This is a genomic window from Neobacillus pocheonensis (assembly GCF_050477905.1).
Classification (GTDB): domain Bacteria; phylum Bacillota; class Bacilli; order Bacillales; family Cytobacillaceae; genus Neobacillus; species Neobacillus pocheonensis_A.
This window is the reverse complement of sequence record NZ_JBCNAD010000019.1, coordinates 56,166-75,673: the sequence shown is the minus strand read 5'-3', so window position 1 is coordinate 75,673 and position 19,508 is coordinate 56,166. Positions and strand designations below refer to the sequence as shown.

General features: G+C 37.3%; 22 protein-coding genes. 16 read left to right on the top strand and 6 right to left on the bottom strand.

The genetic code is table 11. The features are described 5' to 3' along the window. Window positions 1–27 precede the first annotated feature (27 nt). From pdaA to ABES02_RS09960, 7 genes are all read left to right on the top strand, one after another. Window positions 28–786 (top strand): delta-lactam-biosynthetic de-N-acetylase, encoded by a 759-nt coding sequence (pdaA, locus tag ABES02_RS09990; RefSeq protein ID WP_430133714.1) that lies wholly within the window; start codon window positions 28–30, stop codon window positions 784–786. 87 nt (window positions 787–873) lie between these two features. Then, the gene (locus tag ABES02_RS09985; protein ID WP_430133711.1) at window positions 874–1,734 is read left to right on the top strand and encodes a DNA-3-methyladenine glycosylase family protein; all 861 of its coding nucleotides are present in this window, start codon (window positions 874–876) and stop codon (window positions 1,732–1,734) included. Between the two features lie 15 nt (window positions 1,735–1,749). After that, a complete protein-coding gene (gene rlmD, locus ABES02_RS09980) occupies window positions 1,750–3,129 on the top strand; it encodes a 23S rRNA (uracil(1939)-C(5))-methyltransferase RlmD (RefSeq protein WP_430133709.1) in 1,380 nt (459 codons plus the stop codon). A 46-nt stretch (window positions 3,130–3,175) separates the two neighbouring features. Beyond that, window positions 3,176–4,138 carry a tRNA dihydrouridine synthase gene (locus ABES02_RS09975; protein WP_430133706.1) on the top strand — a complete coding sequence of 321 codons (963 nt, stop codon included), beginning with the start codon at window positions 3,176–3,178 and terminating at the stop codon, window positions 4,136–4,138. Between the two features lie 283 nt (window positions 4,139–4,421). Then, a complete protein-coding gene (locus ABES02_RS09970) occupies window positions 4,422–5,510 on the top strand; it encodes an ATP-binding protein (protein ID WP_430133703.1) in 1,089 nt (362 codons plus the stop codon). A 241-nt stretch (window positions 5,511–5,751) separates the two neighbouring features. Continuing rightward, window positions 5,752–6,447 (top strand): Na-translocating system protein MpsC family protein, encoded by a 696-nt coding sequence (locus ABES02_RS09965; RefSeq protein ID WP_430133701.1) that lies wholly within the window; start codon window positions 5,752–5,754, stop codon window positions 6,445–6,447. 77 nt (window positions 6,448–6,524) lie between these two features. Beyond that, entirely contained in the window at window positions 6,525–7,220 is a 696-nt protein-coding gene (locus ABES02_RS09960) for a Na-translocating system protein MpsC family protein (RefSeq protein WP_430133699.1), read from the top strand. 279 nt (window positions 7,221–7,499) lie between these two features. On the opposite strand, the gene ABES02_RS09955 is transcribed toward ABES02_RS09960, so the two are convergent. Further along, a complete protein-coding gene (locus ABES02_RS09955; RefSeq protein ID WP_430133696.1) occupies window positions 7,500–8,513 on the bottom strand; it encodes a Gfo/Idh/MocA family oxidoreductase in 1,014 nt (337 codons plus the stop codon). Between the two features lie 269 nt (window positions 8,514–8,782). Between ABES02_RS09955 and ABES02_RS09950 the strand changes: the two genes are divergently transcribed. The 3 genes from ABES02_RS09950 (at window position 8,783) to ABES02_RS09940 (ending at window position 10,616) form a co-directional block, all read left to right on the top strand. Further along, window positions 8,783–9,409, top strand: coding sequence for a MurR/RpiR family transcriptional regulator (locus ABES02_RS09950; RefSeq protein WP_430133693.1), 627 nt, complete (start codon window positions 8,783–8,785; stop codon window positions 9,407–9,409). A gap of 403 nt (window positions 9,410–9,812) precedes the next feature. Next, a complete protein-coding gene (locus ABES02_RS09945) occupies window positions 9,813–10,208 on the top strand; it encodes a VOC family protein (protein ID WP_430133690.1) in 396 nt (131 codons plus the stop codon). A 24-nt stretch (window positions 10,209–10,232) separates the two neighbouring features. Beyond that, on the top strand, window positions 10,233–10,616 hold the full coding sequence (locus ABES02_RS09940) for an MmcQ/YjbR family DNA-binding protein (protein WP_430133688.1): 384 nt from the start codon (window positions 10,233–10,235) through the stop codon (window positions 10,614–10,616). A 55-nt stretch (window positions 10,617–10,671) separates the two neighbouring features. On the opposite strand, the gene ABES02_RS09935 is transcribed toward ABES02_RS09940, so the two are convergent. Then, entirely contained in the window at window positions 10,672–12,057 is a 1,386-nt protein-coding gene (locus ABES02_RS09935) for a purine-cytosine permease family protein (protein ID WP_430133686.1), read from the bottom strand. Between the two features lie 364 nt (window positions 12,058–12,421). Between ABES02_RS09935 and ABES02_RS09930 the strand changes: the two genes are divergently transcribed. Further along, window positions 12,422–12,646: a hypothetical protein gene (locus tag ABES02_RS09930; RefSeq protein WP_430133683.1), complete on the top strand. Its 225-nt coding sequence runs from the start codon at window positions 12,422–12,424 to the stop codon at window positions 12,644–12,646. Window positions 12,647–12,729: 83 nt separating this feature from the next. Here ABES02_RS09930 and ABES02_RS09925 read toward each other — a convergent pair whose 3' ends face one another. Continuing rightward, window positions 12,730–13,506, bottom strand: a complete 777-nt coding sequence (locus ABES02_RS09925; RefSeq protein WP_430133681.1) for an acetoacetate decarboxylase — start codon at window positions 13,504–13,506, stop codon at window positions 12,730–12,732. Window positions 13,507–13,756: 250 nt separating this feature from the next. Here ABES02_RS09925 and ABES02_RS09920 point away from each other — a divergent pair, with 250 nt between their 5' ends. The 4 genes from ABES02_RS09920 (at window position 13,757) to ABES02_RS09905 (ending at window position 16,603) form a co-directional block, all read left to right on the top strand. After that, a complete protein-coding gene (locus tag ABES02_RS09920; protein ID WP_430133679.1) occupies window positions 13,757–14,443 on the top strand; it encodes a CoA transferase subunit A in 687 nt (228 codons plus the stop codon). Continuing rightward, complete coding sequence (locus tag ABES02_RS09915) at window positions 14,443–15,147, top strand: 3-oxoacid CoA-transferase subunit B (RefSeq protein WP_430133676.1); 705 nt, start codon at window positions 14,443–14,445, stop codon at window positions 15,145–15,147. Before ABES02_RS09920 ends, ABES02_RS09915 begins: the two co-directional genes overlap by 1 nt. 102 nt (window positions 15,148–15,249) lie before the next feature. Continuing rightward, window positions 15,250–16,161 carry a Gfo/Idh/MocA family protein gene (locus ABES02_RS09910; protein WP_430133673.1) on the top strand — a complete coding sequence of 304 codons (912 nt, stop codon included), beginning with the start codon at window positions 15,250–15,252 and terminating at the stop codon, window positions 16,159–16,161. A gap of 118 nt (window positions 16,162–16,279) precedes the next feature. Then, window positions 16,280–16,603 (top strand): nitrous oxide-stimulated promoter family protein, encoded by a 324-nt coding sequence (locus ABES02_RS09905; protein ID WP_430133671.1) that lies wholly within the window; start codon window positions 16,280–16,282, stop codon window positions 16,601–16,603. Between the two features lie 24 nt (window positions 16,604–16,627). Here the strand turns inward: ABES02_RS09905 and ABES02_RS09900 are convergent, their stop codons facing one another. The 3 genes from ABES02_RS09900 to ABES02_RS09890 all read right to left on the bottom strand — a co-directional run bounded on the left by ABES02_RS09900 (window position 16,628) and on the right by ABES02_RS09890 (window position 18,535). After that, window positions 16,628–17,662, bottom strand: coding sequence for a UvrB/UvrC motif-containing protein (locus tag ABES02_RS09900; RefSeq protein ID WP_430133668.1), 1,035 nt, complete (start codon window positions 17,660–17,662; stop codon window positions 16,628–16,630). Between the two features lie 111 nt (window positions 17,663–17,773). After that, complete coding sequence (locus ABES02_RS09895; RefSeq protein ID WP_430133666.1) at window positions 17,774–18,127, bottom strand: DoxX family protein; 354 nt, start codon at window positions 18,125–18,127, stop codon at window positions 17,774–17,776. Window positions 18,128–18,232: 105 nt separating this feature from the next. Continuing rightward, window positions 18,233–18,535: an EthD family reductase gene (locus tag ABES02_RS09890; RefSeq protein ID WP_430133663.1), complete on the bottom strand. Its 303-nt coding sequence runs from the start codon at window positions 18,533–18,535 to the stop codon at window positions 18,233–18,235. Between the two features lie 191 nt (window positions 18,536–18,726). Here ABES02_RS09890 and ABES02_RS09885 point away from each other — a divergent pair, with 191 nt between their 5' ends. Further along, window positions 18,727–19,491, top strand: a complete 765-nt coding sequence (locus ABES02_RS09885; RefSeq protein WP_430133660.1) for a MerR family transcriptional regulator — start codon at window positions 18,727–18,729, stop codon at window positions 19,489–19,491. The last annotated feature ends 17 nt before the right edge of the window (window positions 19,492–19,508 follow it).

The window sequence follows — 19,508 nt, the reverse complement described above, 5'->3', positions numbered from 1 at the left end:
AAAAAAAACAAAATAGGGGGAACATGGATGAAAAAATTGATCGGCAGCTTATTGGTGCTGTTTTTGTTTGTGCCGGCATCAGCCAGCGCAGCCGTTTCTAATAAGCCCATTCATTGGGGCTTTAAAAAAGCCGTGGACGAACAGCCAGCAGAGGCAGGCGAAGAATATGATGAGCTTCTAGCGAAATATGGGGCATTTTATAAGGGAAGTCCTAAAAAGAAAGTCTTGTACCTTACCTTTGACAGCGGATATGAAAATGGATATATGCCTAAAATTCTTAAAGTGTTAAAAAAAGAAAAAGTACCAGCGACCTTTTTTGTGACAGGGCACTTTTTAGAATCACAGCCTGAGCTCACAAAACAAATGGTCAAGGAAGGGCATATCATCGGCAACCATTCCTACTACCATCCAGATTTTACAGCTGTAGATGACGATAGGATCCGCAGAGAACTTCAAAAAGTAAAGGAAAAGACAAAAGAAATAACAGGGCAAAAAGAGATGAAATATTTACGCCCGCCGCGTGGCGTTTTTAGCGAAAGAACGATGCAGATTGCGAAGGAGGAAGGCTTTACTCATGTTTTCTGGTCGCTTGCCTTTGTTGATTGGAATGTAAATAACCAGAGGGGCTGGCAATACGCCTATGACAATATAATGAGTCGAGTCCATCCTGGATGTGTTATCCTACTACATTCCATTTCGGAAGATAACGCCGATGCCCTTGAAAAAGCCATCAAAGACTTGAAAAAGAAAGGCTATAAATTCAAAAGCTTAGATAAATTAAAATAACCGAATTTCACCTGGAATTCGGTTTTTCCCATTTAGTTATTTTTCATGCTATAATACGGGGAAAAATAACAAAGGACGGAACTTCCTGTGTGGAAAGAGACATTCCATTTTGCTGGACCTTTTAATTTTGACAGTGTATTACAAAGACATGCGCCAGATCCATTAAAACAATTAGACTTAGATAAACGAACGATACGAGTTCCAATCGTAATCGGCGAAACATCACAAGTAGTCGATGTAACGGCAATTGGGACAATCGATCATCCCGCCTTCTTCATCGAAGGAGAAAACAACAAAGAAGCGGCCATCCAAAGGGTCTCTGAAATTTTTCAATGGAATGTTTCTTTGAAAACTATCCATAACCACTTTCAGAAGACGGACCTCAAGGAATTATTTAATCAGTTCAAAGGGACGCCTCTTGTGCTCGATTTCGACCTGTTTGGAAGTCTAATCAAATGCATTATCCACCAGCAAATTAATATGACATTTGCCTATACTCTAACCGATCGATTCGTCAAAACCTTCGGCTATGAAATTGATGGTGTTTGGTTTTTTCCACAACCTGAAATGGCGGCAAACCTCAGAATAGATCAGCTTAGGGAATTGCAATTCAGCACGAGGAAGGCGGAATACATTATCGGCATCGCAAAAGAAATCGTTGAAAACGGCCTAGACCTTGATGCTTTAAAGGCTAACTCCGATGAAGAGATTTTTCAACGATTAACAAGTATCCGTGGTATCGGCAAGTGGTCAGTCGAAAACTTCCTTTTATTTGCCCTCGGAAGGCCAAACCTCTTTCCGCTGGCTGATATAGGCATTCAAAATGGACTCAAAAAACTTTACCAATTAGCGAAAAAACCAACCTTTGAAGAAATGGAAGAATATAAAAAAGACTGGGAGCCCTATTTAAGCTACGCCTCCCTGTACTTATGGAGAAGCATTGAATAATTTGGAGTTGAACCTATGAAAACTGTACAAAGTATTAAAATTGAACCAAAACAGACTTTTCCCCTCACAATCAAAAGGCTCGGCATTAACGGCGAGGGTGTTGGATATTTTAAAAAGCAAGTGGTGTTTGTGCCTGGGGCCCTACCGGGTGAAGAAGTGGTCGTGGAAGCAACAGAGGTCCACCCCAAATTTGCGGAAGCAAAGATAAAAAAAATCCGCACTCAGTCACCTCATCGCGTAAAACCGCTTTGCCCGGTTTACGACCAATGCGGCGGCTGCCAGCTTCAGCATTTACATTACGACCAACAGCTAAAAGAAAAACGCGATATTGTTATTCAATCTTTAGAGCGGCATACAAAGCTCGCAATTGACAAACTCGATATTCGGCAAACAATTGGTATGGAAGAGCCATGGGGCTACCGAAATAAAAGCAGTTTCCAAGTCGGTCAAAAAGATAATAAAGTACTTGCGGGCCTCTACGGACTCAATTCACACCAATTGATTGATATTGACCAATGTGCAGTGCAGCATTCGCAAACAAACGAAGCGACAGCTAAGGTAAAACAAATTTTAGAGGAATTACGGATTCCTATATATAATGAAAAGTCGCGGAAGGGGATTATTCGGACCATTGTTACTCGTGTGGGTGTGCAAACAGGTGAACTTCAAGTCGTCCTAATAACATCACAAAAAGAGCTACCAAAAATGGAACAAATCATTGAAGAAATCCAAAAACGTCTTCCAAATATAAAATCAATTGTTCAAAATATTAACGGTCAAAAGACTTCACTTATTTTTGGTGAGGAAACACTAAAGCTCGCTGGAGAGGATTTTATTCAGGAAACATTAGGTGACCTGCAATTTGAGTTATCAGCACGAACATTTTTTCAGCTAAATCCTACTCAAACTATAAAGCTTTATAATGAAGTGAAAAAGGCAGCTGAGCTGACAGGAACTGAAAAAGTGGTCGATGCCTACTGTGGTGTCGGAACAATCGGTTTATGGCTGGCGGATCAGGCGGCTGAAGTACGCGGAATGGATATCATTCCTGAATCGATAGAGGATGCCAAGAAAAATGCGAAGCGACATGGGTTTACTAATACAAAATATGTACCTGGAAAAGCGGAAGAAGTCCTACCGAAATGGGTAAAAAAAGGATGGAAACCGGAAGTAATCGTTGTCGACCCTCCAAGAACGGGTCTTGACGGCCAGTTAATCCAAACGATTTTGCAAGTAAAACCAGAAAAGCTCATCTATGTTTCTTGCAATCCATCCACTTTAGCAAAAGACATTCAAGTATTAAGTTCCAAATACAAAGTGAAATATATACAACCGGTGGACATGTTCCCACATACAGCCCATTGTGAAGCGGTCGCGCGGTTGGAATTGGTATAACTGAGAATTTGAAGTTGTATCCATAGTGAGAGGATTTGAGTTTAAAATGATAGATAATTTTTGGCGTGATTTACCACGACCATTTTTTGTGCTCGCACCAATGGAAGATGTGACAGATGTTGTTTTTCGTCACGTAGTAAGTGAAGCCGGTCGACCGGATGTATTTTTCACAGAGTTTACAAACTCGGATAGCTATTGTCATCCAGAGGGCATGAAAAGTGTGCGTGGACGTTTGACTTTTACAGAAGATGAACAGCCAATGGTGGCACATATTTGGGGGGATAATCCCGAATATTTCCGTCAAATGAGTATTGGCATGGCAGATCTAGGATTTAAAGGCATCGATATTAATATGGGCTGCCCTGTACCGAATGTGGCATCGAGAGGGAAAGGTAGTGGACTTATTCTGCGTCCAGACGTTGCGGCAGAACTTATTCAAGCAGCAAAAGCGGGCGGACTGCCTGTCAGCGTGAAAACACGACTTGGCGATAAGGATGTCAATGAGTGGAAGGAGTGGCTAACGCATATTTTAAAACAAGATATTGCGAACCTTTCTATTCATTTACGGACAAGAAAGGAAATGAGCGAAGTAGATGCGCATTGGGAGCTAATTCCGGAGATCAAAAATTTACGAGACCGTATCGCACCAAATACGCTGCTAACAATCAATGGAGACATTCCTGACCGTCAAACTGGGCTGCAGCTTGCTGAACAATATGGTATTGATGGCGTTATGATTGGGCGAGGTATTTTTAAAAATCCTTTTGCTTTTGAAAAAGAGCCAAAAGAGCATAGCAGTAAGGAATACCTTGATCTTTTAAGACTGCAGCTTGATCTTCAAGATCAATATGCGGAAGTACTGCCACGTTCAATCACTGGGCTTCATCGCTTTTTCAAAATTTATGTCAAAGGATTCCCTGGAGCTGCTGAATTAAGAAATCAATTGATGAACACGAAATCAACAGATGAAGTACGTGCGTTGCTGGATAACTTTGGAAAGGAATATTGATGGGACGGGAAGAATAGTTAGATATACTATTGCTAAAATTCTAAAAATATAATATATTTATTATGGATATAGGGTTAATGCTCTATTCTATTTGAAAAAATGAAGTGAAAAGTGAAATCTTTTTGGAAACGAATTCTAGAATAAGACGCTAGATTTTAAAGCCACAGTAAGAGGGAGGGTAACACCTACTTAATACTGTGGCTTTTTTATTTCAGAAAATAAAAAAAGGAGGGTCTGCCTTATCATTATCCATGGAAGCGACAGTAAAAGAGTTCTTTTAAAAGTGTATAGAGATACGAATTTGGATAGGGACTTCTCGATCCTATCTAAAAATCGTGATGCGTTTATATTAATTGATTTGAATGGGAACATTGAATATGCAAGCCATGCGTGTGAACCGCTATTGGGTTATTCAAGAGATACTTTACAACAATTATCATTAAATAAACTGTTTAATACAGACTTCTTAGCACCAGGGCATACCTTTTTTAAAGGCAGAGAACAGGGAAGACTCGATAATTTCGATGCCCAAGTACAAGTAATTGAAGGAAGTATCTTAGATGTTAACATTTCCTCCATGCCCATTTTTTTTGAAAAAGATTTTCTTGGTTCGTATCTAGTCTTAAAGGATATTACGTCCATAAAACAAAATAGGCTTACTACGGAACGTGAAAAAGAGCATCATGCCTTAATTAATAGTTTATCTCGCCTGTCGGAAAAACAAGCTACTGCAGGTCAGTTGGCAGCTGGTATTGCCCATGAGATTCGCAATCCAATTACAGCCATCAAAGGCTTTTTACAATTAATTATGGGAGAGTACGACGGTAGTAAAGTCTATTTTCAAATCATAAATTCTGAGATTGATCGAATTGAAATCATTCTCAAAGAATTAATGGTGCTCGCAAAACCATCCAAGCAAAAATATGAAAGTGTAAATCTCCAAGTATTATTAGATCAAGTTATTACCTTAATGGTACCTCAGGCACACTTAAATAATATTCACATAGAAAAACAATTTGATTTTACGAATACATGTATCTTGGGTGATAATAACCAATTGAAGCAGGTTTTTATTAATTATATAAAAAACGCTATTGAGGCTATGCCAGATGGGGGAATTCTGCATATACATGGGAGTCCAATTGTTGATAGGATAGTGAAAATCTGCATCAGTGATCAGGGTTCCGGTATTCCGCCGGAGCTTCTTAACCAAATTGGCCAGCCTTTCTTTTCAACAAAAGAAAATGGCACTGGGCTTGGCCTGTTAGTCAGCAGGCAAATTATTAAGGAACATAAAGGAGATATATACATAGAAAGTGATCCAACTGGAACCTCCATTCATGTTAAATTGCCTTTACCTTCACTAAAATAAATATTATTTTCTAATTTTCTTCTAAATTTTGTTGTTATCCTTTATTTATGATAGTATAATATTGTTTGTCTAATGTCTTGCAGTCATTAGTTATTTCAAAATGTATTAAAGATTTTTTTGAAAATAAACAATAACACATTGTGATGGTAAATAGTGGAAACTATATTTATAGTCGTCCTAACTGTGGCCTAACTTCCTTTTTGTGAAGTTAGGCCATTTTATTTTTTTAAGGGGGATTTGAATGGTTGCAACTCAAGAAGATTTGGTGTCTCTCAGCAGTTCATTTAGTAAAATTATAAAGCGGGGGTTTGGAAAAGGTCCTGAAACTTGTTTTGCAGTTTTAAGAGCAAACAGATTATATGTTTATATCGGAAACTTTATGACACCTGCTGAGGAAATTTTAACGGTCAAACAAGAATATAATTTAGTGATGAAATATCGGTCCAAGGTCATTACTGCCTTGTCAGAAGAATTATTAAGTGAGGCATCGCAATTTTTAGGAATTCCCTTTGAATCCCTCTATCAAGATTGGAACTATAATTCTAATTCAGGTATCTTACTATTAGTGAATAATAGTTTTAATCCAGATGTTAAGATAGATGAAAGCTTTGAGAGGAAGTTATTTCAATTAGTTAGACAAGTTGGCGTAAAGCTTCATAAAATCCCCAGCAAGCTCAAGGTTGTTAAGTATACCCATAATATCTGTGCGATTGAATTAAAAGAGGTTATGCTTCCACTGGATTATTTGCTAGTTGAGCAAGGGAGTTCTGACTTGTTATTAACCAATGCTAGGGAAATGAAAAAAGGGTATTATCAGCATCGAGAATTATTTGAAGAAATGTTTAATCGGTTGATTGAAGATTTATTTATGATGTGGGATCCTAAAAAAAATAGAAGTTATTTAATCTTCATTTTCAACAAAGGCTATACTAATTAAATAAAGAATTTACTGCCAGGGCATGATAATGTCAGGCAGTATTTTTTTGCATTGAGGAAAGTGAGGTCGTAGCACTGATGTCTTTGTCACTGCAACAAAAGCTAATGGATATTAGCAGTTTAACAAGTAAATTGTTAAGGAAAAGTTTTGGGCGTGGGCCGGAATCCTGTTTTGCTTTTGCAAATGAGAGGTTTCTGGTTTTTTACATCAGGGGATTCATGTCTCCATTAGAATCTACTTTGTTGGAGAACGGAAATTCAGATAATATTGATATTTCGCGAAATATCGTCATGAAAACGGTTCTTAACCAATTTAAGGGGATTCTTGAACTGGAATTTGAACAGGACATTGAATCCTTTTACCACGATTGGAATTATCAGCAAAATACAGGTATGATAACAGTTCAATTTGAAAATGTGGTCACTCAGTTTGTAGACCGGAATCAAGGTGCTCATGTTGACCTGAAACCATTAATCGATGAGGTTGATAGAATTAGTGTATTGGTGCAAAAAAAACCTGAGAAAACAGAAGCCTATTTTATTTCGCCGAAGATTTATATTGTAAAACGAGATGGAATTTTAGTGCGAATTGAAAAGGCGTTGATTGCCAAGGGATTTGAACAGACTCTGATGGTCACCAAGGATGAACTCGAAAAGTCATATCTGCATCGTGATGGTCGTTTTGAAGAAATCTTTAGCAATCCGATTGCAGATATACTTGTGGATTGGGACTTTCATGAAGATAGTAGTATCATATGCTTTGTCCTAAAGTAATGCAACGAAAGGAGTATAAGGATGAGCGGACGCTCTTTACTGCTCTTTAATATAGAGAACCTACATAATATAATGACATGACCTTTCAAGGAATCTGGACATATGGAGTGAATCTCACAACTCATTTTAAAGAAAGGCAACTAACCACACTTTATTCTGTGGCGTTGCCTTTTTAAGTGTCTGGTACGGGCCTACAAGCTGTATTGAATAAGACAATACTATGCAAGAAAAAAAAGGGAAGTAACTTTATTAATGACGATGAGTCCATAGCATTGGAATTTAACTTTCTACTCTTTGGATTCCCTCCTCTAAAATTTCCATTTGTCGTATTGTTTCTTCATCCTTAACAATTTTCTCTTTTCCATTAATAATGGATTCATAAGCACCATCATAAACTCGTCCGTAGTCACCTACTTCTGAAATCACTTTTTCTTCATGATATTTTCCTTCATCATTAACATAGGTTAGAACGCCGTAGTGCTCAGGTAAATCAATACCGAAATCCTTGTTAGTAGGCATGTAAAATAGTTTCAAGTGTTCTTCTTGTCGATCTTTGGTCTGTTTAATAAATACACCTTTATTACCGTATACAACAAAACTAGGACGTTCTTTCAAACGGAAATAGCTTGATTTAATAGAAACCTTTTTTGAATCATAAAAGAAGTCCAAATCAAAATAGTCATTCATATGTCCTTTTCCAAGAAGTTGTCTAACATCATAAGTAATAGTATTAGGATTACCAAAGAGAGACAAAACTTGATCTATCGTATGGCATCCGTGTCCATACAAATAGCTGAATCCTCTAGAAAATTTTACAGACTTAGGCACTTCAGGCCTAAAATAATCGTAGTGCATTTCTACTTCTAGTAAATCACCTAAGACTCCACTACTAATAACCTTTTGTACTGTTAAGAAATCTGAATCAAATCGGCGATTTTGATAACATTGAATAAAAAGGTTTTTTTCTTTTGCGTATGCAAATAACTCTTTTGCTTGTTCAGAGGTCTGTGTAAATGGCTTTTCGAGTAATACATGTTTTCCTTTATCTAAAGCCAGTTTAGCGTACTCATAGTGGTATTCTAATGGGGTACAAATGACAACTAATTGAATCTCATCGTCCTTCCAGACTTTATCTAAATCATTAACATAATTTACTTCTGGTATCTTCTCCCAAACACTGTTGTTACGGGGTGAATAAATGGTTTTCACATGAATGTTTTCATTGTTTAATGAAAACGGTAAGTGATAACGATTGGTGCTTTTTCCGTTTCCGATATAAGCGATAGTTAACATAAAAAACTCCTCCATATCTTTTTCGATTAGCTTGATTATATGAAAGTTGTTAAGCTCTGAAAATACTTTTGAAATAAATGGGACCTCATGTCCAAAAATACTTTGATTTGGTGATAGTAGGCTGAACATTATGTTTAAAAAAGAGCTTATTTGGATGATTTGGTATATTAGTAATGAAGCCCTATAAAGTACTCATCTTTTGCTGTGAGTGTTGTGCTCTATTTGATAAATAAAATAATTGTATATCGATAAACAAAATGGAGGTAAAAATGACATTATTAAAGATGCTTGAACAAAAGCAGGGTTTTACAGAAACAGAAAAAAGAATTGCTGACTTCATTTTAATAAATCTAGAGGATGTTCCAAATATGTACATTCAAGAACTTGCAGAGTATTCCTTTTCTTCTCACTCTGCAATTATTAGGCTTTGTCAGAAGTTAGGTTTCTCAGGGTATAGAGATTTTAAAGTGGCATTAATCCATGAAATACAAAGTAATAAACATGCTATTGAACATGTTGATCCTAATTTTCCCTTTCTACCAACAGATAGTCCAATAAATATTGCAAAAAAGATGGCTGATCTGACGATTGAAACTATTAGGAAAACCTTAGTGAAACTGGACATGAATCAATTAAATAAAGCTGTAGAAATTATTATGAATGCCAACCGAATTTTTCTTTTCGGCAATGGGGACTCTCAAATTCGTGCTCGTAGCTTTCAAAATAAGTTTATTAAAATTAACAAACACTTAATCATTGCAGATGAATATATGGAAGCAACATGGAATGCGTTAAGCATGGACAAAACGGACTGTGCAATTTTTATAAGTTATGCTGGTAACTCGGTTTCGCACATGAAGATTTTAAAATATCTGGCCTCAGTGGAAATTCCCTAAATAATGATAACGGGTAATACGGAATCAAATATGTCTCAATTATGTGATCTGACAATTGTGGTCCCGTATGAAGAATATGACTTTTTCAAAGTTGGGACATTTGCTTCACAAATATCGTTCGAGTATATCCTAGATACACTTTTTTCAATCATATATGCGAAGGATTACACCAAAAACCTCAATAATCTTAAGAAAAAGGAAGAGGCCTTTAAAAAAATGGAATCTGAACTAACCTCAAGTTGATATACTCATTTTTTAAGAAAGCAACTAACAATCTGGTTTTTTCCTTTTATTCATAACAATTGAATATTTTTCCTTATTTTCCACGATAATAGGGAGGAAATTGGAAGCGGATAAACGAAATGATATAATGGAAAATTGATGTGAAAATAGGAGGATGAACATGGGAAGATTAGTTCATTTTGAAATCCATGTAAGTGACATGGAACGGGCAAAGAAGTTTTATGGAGAGGTATTCGGATGGTCATTTCAAGATTGGAGTGACTATGCAGGTATGCCTTACTTTGGAGCAGTGACTGGCGATGAAAATCAACTAGGAATTAATGGAGCTTTGATGCAGCGTCAAAGTGCTCCACCAGAACCCAATCAAGCACTAAATGGTTACGCGTGTACAATGGGAGTGGAAAACTACGATGTTACGGAATCTAAAATTCTGGAGAATGGTGGCAAAGTAGCAATGGCTAAGTACGCCCTGCCTGGAATGGCATGGCAAGGATACTATATTGATACTGAAGGCAATGTATTCGGAATTCATCAACCCGATGCGAATGCAAAATAGAGTCGTTGATAGGTGAATAAAAACATGAAATCACAAGATACGGCTGGCATGCTTGAAAATCTGCGAAATATTTGTCTTACTTTGTCTGAAGCTGTTGAGATTATTGACGGTTTTGGACACAAAACGTTTAAAGTTAATGGAAAATCCTTCGTGATTTCAGGTGAAGGTGAAAAAGGATTCAGCTTGTCGTTCAAGTCAGATAGGGAAACTCAAGAATTATTGCTACAGAAGGAGCATTTCTTTAAAACCCCTTATATAGGACATCACGGCTGGGTATCTATTCAAAATCCGAATCAGGAAGATTGGAATGAATTGACCGATCTAATTCAAGAAGCCTATTTACGAGCGGCTCCGAAGCGCTTAGTTAAGAAATGGAATGAATTGCATCAAAAGGACTTAACAACGTGAAATATAAAAGGGTGATGCCTGGCATCACCCTTTATTCATGCACTTACCTTTTGATTTACTTATTCACTGGTTTATTTGCCATTGGATGATTACCGAAAGATAGGTTCAATTTCTTTCTCATTGGATAATAGTAAAGAACTAATGGAGCAATTAACCCCATAATCCAAGCAATATCTGTCCCATCTAAAGCTTTGGAGACAGGACCAACATACATGGTTGTATTCACAAAAGGAATTTCTAGAATAAAAGAAATTAGGTAAGCGATGATTGCAACCCAATTAAATTTTCCATACTGCCCATTAACATCAAATACATCCCATACATTGTATTCCCCGCGGCGTAAAAGATAGTAGTCGATCAAGTTAATGGCTGTCCAAGGAACCATAAAATAGGAAAGTAATAGAATAAAGTTCTCAAAATTACTTAAAAAATTACCATGTCCCCAAATGGCTAAAATAGTTCCAATAATAGCTGTGACAAAAACCAACCAAAAACGAACCTTCATTGTTGCTTTTAATTTTGTAAAAGCTTCTAAGGTTGTCGTAATTGACATAAACGCACCATAAAGGTTTAGCACGTTAACGGCTAAAACCCCGAGAACAATCACTACATACATAATGACAGCAAACTGTGGACCAACGAGTTTTGCAAGACCAGCACTAGAGTTACTTAAGAATTTAGGAATAAGTGCTGTTAAAATAACACCCAAACTCATCATCCATACAGTTCCAATTACAGTTCCAGCATAAGTATATCCAAAAGTTTTTGATGATGGTGTATTGCTTGGAAGGTATCTTGAGTAGTCTGCTACATAAGGAGCATAAGTTAATTGCCATGTTGCGGCAATACTAACGGTTAATAAAAATGGTCCTGCTGAAAAATGACCAGGTACCCAAATATGAGCTGGCATAGGGAGACGAAATGCTTCTACTGTTACAAAAACAAATACGATTGCAAAAATAATGGCGAAATATTTCTCCATCTTATGAATTAAGTCATAACCGAAAAGCGTAATCACAAGAGTTATGATACTGATTAACACGATACTCCAGTTCAGCGGGAGTGAAAATGCACTGCTAATAGCTTGTGCACCGAGTACTCCACTGCTGGCAAAAAAGCCAATGTACATAAGTATGACAATAATGAGAGGAATGACTGCACCTACCACCCCAAATTGTGCACGGCTTTGAATCATTTGTGGAATTCCTAATTTTGGCCCTTGAACCGAATGGGAGGCCATAAAAATTGCACCGAGCAGATTTCCGATTACAACCGCAACGATACTCCAAAAAAGGGTTAAACCGAATTCAATGGCAAGTGCTCCAGTAACAAGTGTTGTAATCTGCATATTTGCGCTAAACCAGATCGTAAACAAATTGCGAACACTACCATGCCGTTCTTCTTCGGGTATAAACTCTATTGTTCGTTTTTCAATATTCACTGAAACCCCTCCAATAATTAATCTCTTATTAAATACCAATTGTCTGTACCGCATGCCCTTCATGTGGTATCGCTTTCAGCTAAATTTAATCTTTCAGCCCGATTAGTTAAACCTAAATGTATTTTATATTACTTAAAGAGAGTTAAAATAGTAGAATATTTTTGTAATATTAGAAAATTATATTTATTTATAATATTCTAACTATACTTTTTTGAAAGGTAATCTTCATTTTATTTAGGTTAGGTATAAAATTTCTATATTTAGTTATTGATTCACTAACAGTCGGCAATCATTTCAACTTTCGTATTGAATGGATATCTCCGAATAGAATTGAAAAAAATAATCGAGAAAAGGAGGCTATTCCATGGATATGAATTTTTTCAATAAAAAGGATGAAAAGGAAAAGCTTGAAGAGGTTCTTGAGCATTCGATAGAAGTAGAAGAAGACTTAATGAGGACGTATTTGATTACGGCCGAGCGGGTTCATGATGATGACGAATTAAAGGAGCGGCTTGAAAACTTTGCTGAAGGAAATGCGAAAAGGACGAAGCAGTTAATGGATGAACTTAATGAAGGAAGAGAGGATTAAGAACTTAGTTATTCTCAAACATAGAATGACCCCCACATTGTGAGGGTCAATTTTTTTAGAAAAAGCAGCTTTGAAAGGTCCCTTTATTTTTGACTAATTAATTCCTTTTTCCCAACTGACTCTTCCGCCGCAAGATAATCATGGACAACTTTTGTACGTGGCAATGAAAGGTCAGTAAGAATATGCGAAGCTGACACAATTTCAAGTACAGGCAAATCAGCCATTGGTGCAAGAGCATGAGCGAATAGTTGCAAGCGGGCAGGGGAAGTCCAGGCACCTTTGATGGTGATATCTGTAATTTCACCACGTACAAGCTCACAGATTCGCGGTTTCCCCTCTTGGCCCCGAATAAGCTTGAGCATAAAATACGGTTTACAAATCTCCTCACGGGCCTGTTCTAAATCAATTTGCTGATGTTTATAGCCCATAGTAGCCGTGGCAACTCTTAAAGTTCCATAATCCAGTGTTCCCACAAGAGTATCTGAATCTATGTATAGACTCGGTTTGCCTAGCTTTTTAGGGTATGCTCCTACCTCGCGGCCAGCTGCTATAGCTGGATGGTTATCCACATACATGGAGTGCACATAGTCACCTCTTTCACCGTTGAAAACAACGGGAATAACCTGACCGGACTCTGTGTATGATCCTAGGCCAGTAACATCCGGCATACGGATTACTTCGAATTTAACCAGTGGTTCATCAATTTCCAGGGGTTCTGGGACGATCTTTCTCAATGCTTCCTTGTCAGTACGGTAAATGATGTTCAAATATTCCCGGTTATTGAACCGATAGGGTCCACGAGGAAATGCTGGGGCATCTAATGGTGTTGAGATTTGCTTTGTTACTTGATCTAGTTTCATTAACTCTCATCCTTTCTCGAATTCTATATTATTAATATTTTAAAAAAATGGTGTAAATGAAAAACAATTTTAGTTTTACAAAATCTGCTTTAATCAAATAAGTGTGGGAAATTAAAGAGTTATAGGTCTATAAATATATTTTAAAAATTATAATTCAAATAACAATTGACAGAAAATTTATTATTTTGTTTAATAATAACATACCAACCGGTCAGTATCAATGTAAAATAACTACAAGGGAGAATGGATTATGAATGAAACAATGGCTCAAATTCAAACGGATGTCCAATTTTTAACCGTGGAAGAAGCAGTAAAACAAATTCCTGATGCTGCTACTATAATGGTAGGCGGTTTTGAATTTCCCGGTATGCCAAGGTATTTATCAAAAGCATTAATTAACAAGACGAACATAAATAACCTAACGCTGATTATGAATAGCCTTGGCAGTGTTTCCATCCTAAATGATTTGTTTGTCCAGAATCGAATCAAAAAAGTAGTCGGCAGCTTCTTTTCAACCAACAAAGAGTTAGTGAAAGCATACCGCGAAGGAAGCGTCGAAATTGAGCTATTACCACAAGGTACTTTTACTGAGGCTATTCGTCTCGGCGGAGCGGGAATTCCTGCGTTCTTTACACCAACTGCAGCGGGAACGGATTTGGCAATTGGGAAAGAGACACGCGTTATCAATGGCCGCGAGCATGTTCTCGAACAATCTCTAACGGCTGATGTTGCGATTATTAGGGCACATAAAGCCGACAAAGCTGGTAATCTAGTTTATAAAAAAACAGCACAGAATTTTAATCCGGTCATGGCGACTGCGGCCAAACTGACCATCGTGGAAGTCGATGAAATTGTTGAAATTGGAGAACTTGATCCTGATTCAATTGTTACACCATTTATCTTCGTTGATATCGTGGTAAAAAGGGAGGAAATATAATGAGCGACTCAATTAAGCACTATATTGCTTGGCGTTGTGCACAAGAATTAACATCGGGGGTTGTGAATCTTGGCATTGGCATTCCAACTTTGGTTGCTGATTATTTACCGAAGGGACGTATCACGCTCCATTCAGAGAATGGGATTCTTGGGGTAGGCCCAGAACCTGACCCTGACCAGATTCCACAAAATGTAGATCAAATGGACTTAGTTAACGCCTCAGGTGTGCAGCCAATTACGGCGTTGCCTCATGCTTCCTACTTTGATAGTTCACTATCGTTTGCTATTATGCGCGGCGGCCATTTGGATGCCACAGTAATTGGAGCCCTTCAAGTATCTGAAGGTGGCGATATTGCTAGCTGGGCTGTGCCGGGGAAAGATGTACTCGGTGTTGGCGGAGCGATGGACTTAGTGATTGGGGCGAAACGAGTGATTGCGGCGATGACACATCTATCGCCTAAAGGAGAACCGAAGATTCTTACAGAATGCACTTATCCTTTAACTGCTAAAAATAGGGTCGATACGATCATTACTGAATATGCGGTATTTAAATTCCGTGAAGGACGCTTGTGGTTAGTGGAATTGGAAGATGAGATCTCATTTGAACAATTGAAGGAAATGACTCCTGCATCCTATGAAATCGCTGATGATTTCAAATGGGTGCAAAGAAAAGAATTAGTTGAAGAAGCACTTGTTCTTAAATAAGCAAAATCGCTGTTGACTTTCGATCAACAGCCTTTTTTTTGTGGAATAACAAAGTATGGTATTATCTCTTGTAGATACAACTGTCAGAGAGGGGACATTTAAGTGTTGAAAATTGGAGTAATTGGAATTGGAGATATTGCTCAAAAAGCTTATTTACCTGTTTATAGTGTCATGAAAGAGGTTGAGTTTCATTTTTTTACAAGAAACCAGGATGTGTTATTGACAATTGGACAGCTGTTTCGTTTTGAGCATCTTCATTCGACGTTAGAGTCTTTGATTGATAGCGGAATTACTGGTGCATTCGTTCATTCAGCGACTTCTTCACATGAAAAAATTGTTGAGGAACTACTTAACCATAATATTCATGTGTTTGTGGATAAGCCGATTACAGATAATTATAACGGTGCTAAGCGGTTGGTTGAAATGGCAGAGCAGAACAATCTCATCCTTATGACTGGGTTCAACAGAAGATATGCGACCGCCTATACGAAATTGAAAGAGGTAGAACAGCCAAATATGGTGATTGTACAAAAAAATCGTAAAGGTCTTCCAAGCGAAATTAGGACTTTTATATTTGATGATTTCATTCATGTTGTGGACACAATGCGATATTTATTTCCATACTCGATAGAGGAGTTAATTGTAAATGGTCGGATGGTTGGGGACACCCTTTACCATGTTGTGATTCAATTTATTTCAAATGGTGCTACAGCGATCGGAATTATGAACAGGGATAACGGAACGAACGAAGAAGTAGCCCAGGTAATGGGGCCATTTGAAAAAAGAACGGTCTACAATGTCTCAAAACTGGTGGTTTCTAAGGACATGGAGGAGATCGAAATGAGAATCGGGGACTGGGAGTCTACGTTACTAAGAAGGGGTTTTGATCAAATGGTCGGCGATTTTATAGATTCCGTTCGTAAGAACTCTAAACCGATGATCACCGCGCTGGATTCTTTGGAAACACATGAAATCTGCGAAAAAATTATTACAAAATTAAACGAACAAATGTAATTTCTCTCCATCAAGTTTACGGAAATTGTTGAAATTCCTACAGAGAAAAGAAGGAATTTTATGTTATGTTCTAAATAAGTGGAATGTTTTCTAGTAAATCTAAAGGAGGTTTACTAACATGAAAGCACGATTAATAGAACCAAACAATGGTCCCAATATCCAAAAGGAAAAAGCAATTGTGAAGGAAATGATTGAGTTTTATTGCCGCAGAAAGCATCATCAAGATCAATTGTGTAATGAATGCCAGGAATTAAAAACCTATGCTCTTCTAAGACTCTCATTTTGTCGTTTTGGTGAAGATAAAACGGCTTGTTCAAACTGTAAAGTTCATTGCTATAAACCTAAATACCGAGAAAAAATGAAGGCGGTTATGCGCTATTCGGGTCCATGGATGATGTTGTATCATCCGGTTTATTCTGTAAAACACCTGTTAAATAAGTAAAATAAAAAGCCCTCGGTGCAATTTTTATACCTCGAGGGCTTTTTCCTGATTAAATAATTCCTCTAGTGATTTACCAATTAAGATATCCTTATTAGTTTCTAGCCAATTATCAGGAATAATTCGAAAACTGCAATTGCCGCCATTCAAATAGCTATAAATGATTTGAGCTTCATCAATTTCATCCCTACTAACCTTCAGAGAAGGGCCAAGGTTATTGTCCTTAAAATAAGTTATTATTTTGGATTTAATGAACCCAAGCTCTAGCTTAGTATTCGGGTTATTCAAAATCTCACTGTATAAAAGCTTGTTCCCTTTGATAAGAAATAGTTTAAATACATCATCAGCAATGGCCTCAACCACAACAATATTTTTATTTTCCTCGGTAAATTCAATGATCTGCTCTTTATATATAATTGCGTTAATGGCTTCAAGAATGTTCCGGTATTTTGCGGCGGCCTCAAAATCAAATTTATCAGAAGTGGCTAACATTTTCTGATTCAGTTCCTCAAGTATACTCAGGTCCGTACCTTTGAGGAGGGCGACAACCTGGTCCATAATCCGGTCAAACTGTTCTAAGGCAGGCCCGCCAAGGCATATTCCCATGCACATTCCTAAAGAGTAGTTTAAGCACGGGCCGTTTTTCATGAAAGGATTGCTGCAGTTAATTTTAAAAGCCTCTTTGATTCCATGGATCGCTTTTTCGACAGTGTGCTTGTTAATGTAGGGGCCAAAATAAAGGTTCCCATCATTTTCAGCACGACAGTTAGTCATTTCTAGTGTCCGCTTTCCTTCAAATATTTTTAGCCTAATATAGGTGTAAGCTTGCGGGCTTTTCATTTTTCTATTAAAATGCGGCTTTAAGTCCTTAATCAATTTACACTCGAGCATAAAGGCCTCAAATTCCGTATCGGTTAGAATATAGTCAAAATCACTTATGTTAGACACGAGTTTTTTGATTTTTTGAGGATGCGCTTTTGAATGATAAAAATAAGATTGCACTCGTTTCTTAAGCCTTTTTGCTTTTCCTACATAAATGATATTGTCATGAGAGTCTTTCATAAGATAAACCCCTGGGGTTAAGGGGAGGTTCCTTACCTTTTCTTTTAAATTCATATGTGTGTTCCCTCACCAAATAATAAATGGATATTATTATTTTAACACAGGGACAGATTAGCTAGGGTACCGTTTGTACAGATAAACTAGTAATAGTAACATCACAATGTCTAATCTAGCATTAAAAGCAAATTGGAGCAGGCCCGATTGTAAATGGGGAACCTTAGTTAATAGAATGGCTGCCACGATAATTCCAATGAGAGGGATTGTCGCATTTTTAACAGCTTTATTGATCAGAATTAAAATCCCGCATACGATTTCCAACAGGATTACAACTTTTAACATCAGTTGAGGATAGGGAAGTCCTAAGCTAAGAAAATGATTGGCTAATTCACCATTATATAATTTCATAAGACCGGAAGTAATAAAAACAAATGCTACCGCATATCGGATATTTCGATTAGAAGACATTGAAATATTAATAAAAAATCCCCCCTTTTACACAAATGTATGCTAGAGAAGGGACAAACCATTACAAAAAAAGATCCTAGACAAAAGGATCTTTTACAATAAATATTAATCGACGATTGCAACGACTGGCGGCTTATTTAAAAATTGCATTAGATTTAAGACGTCGCCCTGTACTTCAAGTCCTTCTGGAGATGCCATTCCCTGCGCCAAGGTCTGCGGATTTTCAAAATGAAGTTCAGCAATGAGATAAAGATTTTCGTTTGTATTTTGAACTTGTAATACCCGGTGGACTTCTGCACCTTTAAGGTTTGGAATTTTTTGAGCTAATGGAATATGTACATTGAAATAATATTTTTCAAAACCCTCTTGATCTTTTGGTTGGTCATACATAACTAAAAGCTTTGCCATAAGCATTCTCCCTTTACTTTTGGATTTTTTCTCCAATCTCATTATAAAGGGATTAAAGACCTATTATTATTAAAAGTGTTCGACAAATAATTCTAAAAGGAACTCATTTATTAATTAAAAAAAATAGGCATTATAGTGATTGACATTGACGCTACGTAAAGGTGTATCGTTAGTTTTGAGGAGGTGATCTAATGGAATATACAGTTCAAAAGCTAGCAAGTCTCGCGGGTGTCAGCACCAGGACGCTCAGGTACTATGACGAAATTGGAATTCTTAAGCCGGCAAGAATTAATTCGTCAGGATACCGAATCTATGGTCAGGAGGAAGTTGACAGACTACAGCAAATCTTATTTTACCGAGAATTAGGGGTAGGTTTAGAAAGCATAAAGGATATTGTCACCGCTCCTTCCTTTGACGGTGCTCAGGCACTCAGAGAACATCGGGAAAAGCTCCTCGAAAAACGAGAACAATTAGATTTATTAATTGCTAATGTTGATAAAACAATCGCATTATCAGAAGGGAGAATGAAAATGTCTAATAAAGAAAAGTTCGATGGCTTTAAGAAAAAAATGATTGATGAAAATGAAAAAAAATTCGGGAAGGAAATTCGCCAAAAATATGGCAATGATACGGTTGAGAAGTCCAATGCCAAACTGCAAAATATGACTGAGGAGCAATATGATGAGGTAACCAAACTGGCCGAACAAGTGCAGGAAACCTTGGTGGCAGCTTTTAAAACAGGCGATCCGGCAGGAGAGCTAGCTCAAAAGGCAGCTGATCTCCATAAGCAATGGCTCACCTTTTATTGGCACGAATACAGCAAGGAAGCCCACGCAGGACTCGCACAAATGTATGTCGATGATGAAAGATTTACAGCCTATTACGATAAAGAACAACCAGGAACAGCTGAATTTTTACGAGATGCGATCCACATTTATACCGGGATGAAAAAATAAAATTAATAAGGTGACGT

What these genes read in the sequence shown, in the direction of transcription:
- ABES02_RS09975 (WP_430133706.1), top strand. Translation starts at nt 3,176, where the DNA reads ATGATAGATAATTTTTGGCGTGATTTACCACGACCATTTTTTGTGCTC.
- ABES02_RS09950 (WP_430133693.1), top strand. Translation starts at nt 8,783, where the DNA reads ATGACATTATTAAAGATGCTTGAACAAAAGCAGGGTTTTACAGAAACA.
- ABES02_RS09885 (WP_430133660.1), top strand. Translation starts at nt 18,727, where the DNA reads ATGGAATATACAGTTCAAAAGCTAGCAAGTCTCGCGGGTGTCAGCACC.
- ABES02_RS09895 (WP_430133666.1), bottom strand. Translation starts at nt 18,127, where the DNA reads ATGTCTTCTAATCGAAATATCCGATATGCGGTAGCATTTGTTTTTATT.
- ABES02_RS09900 (WP_430133668.1), bottom strand. Translation starts at nt 17,662, where the DNA reads ATGAAAGACTCTCATGACAATATCATTTATGTAGGAAAAGCAAAAAGG.
- ABES02_RS09920 (WP_430133679.1), top strand. Translation starts at nt 13,757, where the DNA reads ATGAATGAAACAATGGCTCAAATTCAAACGGATGTCCAATTTTTAACC.
- ABES02_RS09905 (WP_430133671.1), top strand. Translation starts at nt 16,280, where the DNA reads ATGAAAGCACGATTAATAGAACCAAACAATGGTCCCAATATCCAAAAG.
- ABES02_RS09890 (WP_430133663.1), bottom strand. Translation starts at nt 18,535, where the DNA reads ATGGCAAAGCTTTTAGTTATGTATGACCAACCAAAAGATCAAGAGGGT.
- ABES02_RS09960 (WP_430133699.1), top strand. Translation starts at nt 6,525, where the DNA reads ATGTCTTTGTCACTGCAACAAAAGCTAATGGATATTAGCAGTTTAACA.
- ABES02_RS09915 (WP_430133676.1), top strand. Translation starts at nt 14,443, where the DNA reads ATGAGCGACTCAATTAAGCACTATATTGCTTGGCGTTGTGCACAAGAA.
- ABES02_RS09955 (WP_430133696.1), bottom strand. Translation starts at nt 8,513, where the DNA reads ATGTTAACTATCGCTTATATCGGAAACGGAAAAAGCACCAATCGTTAT.
- ABES02_RS09925 (WP_430133681.1), bottom strand. Translation starts at nt 13,506, where the DNA reads ATGAAACTAGATCAAGTAACAAAGCAAATCTCAACACCATTAGATGCC.
- ABES02_RS09945 (WP_430133690.1), top strand. Translation starts at nt 9,813, where the DNA reads ATGGGAAGATTAGTTCATTTTGAAATCCATGTAAGTGACATGGAACGG.
- ABES02_RS09930 (WP_430133683.1), top strand. Translation starts at nt 12,422, where the DNA reads ATGGATATGAATTTTTTCAATAAAAAGGATGAAAAGGAAAAGCTTGAA.
- pdaA (WP_430133714.1), top strand. Translation starts at nt 28, where the DNA reads ATGAAAAAATTGATCGGCAGCTTATTGGTGCTGTTTTTGTTTGTGCCG.
- ABES02_RS09940 (WP_430133688.1), top strand. Translation starts at nt 10,233, where the DNA reads ATGAAATCACAAGATACGGCTGGCATGCTTGAAAATCTGCGAAATATT.
- ABES02_RS09965 (WP_430133701.1), top strand. Translation starts at nt 5,752, where the DNA reads ATGGTTGCAACTCAAGAAGATTTGGTGTCTCTCAGCAGTTCATTTAGT.
- rlmD (WP_430133709.1), top strand. Translation starts at nt 1,750, where the DNA reads ATGAAAACTGTACAAAGTATTAAAATTGAACCAAAACAGACTTTTCCC.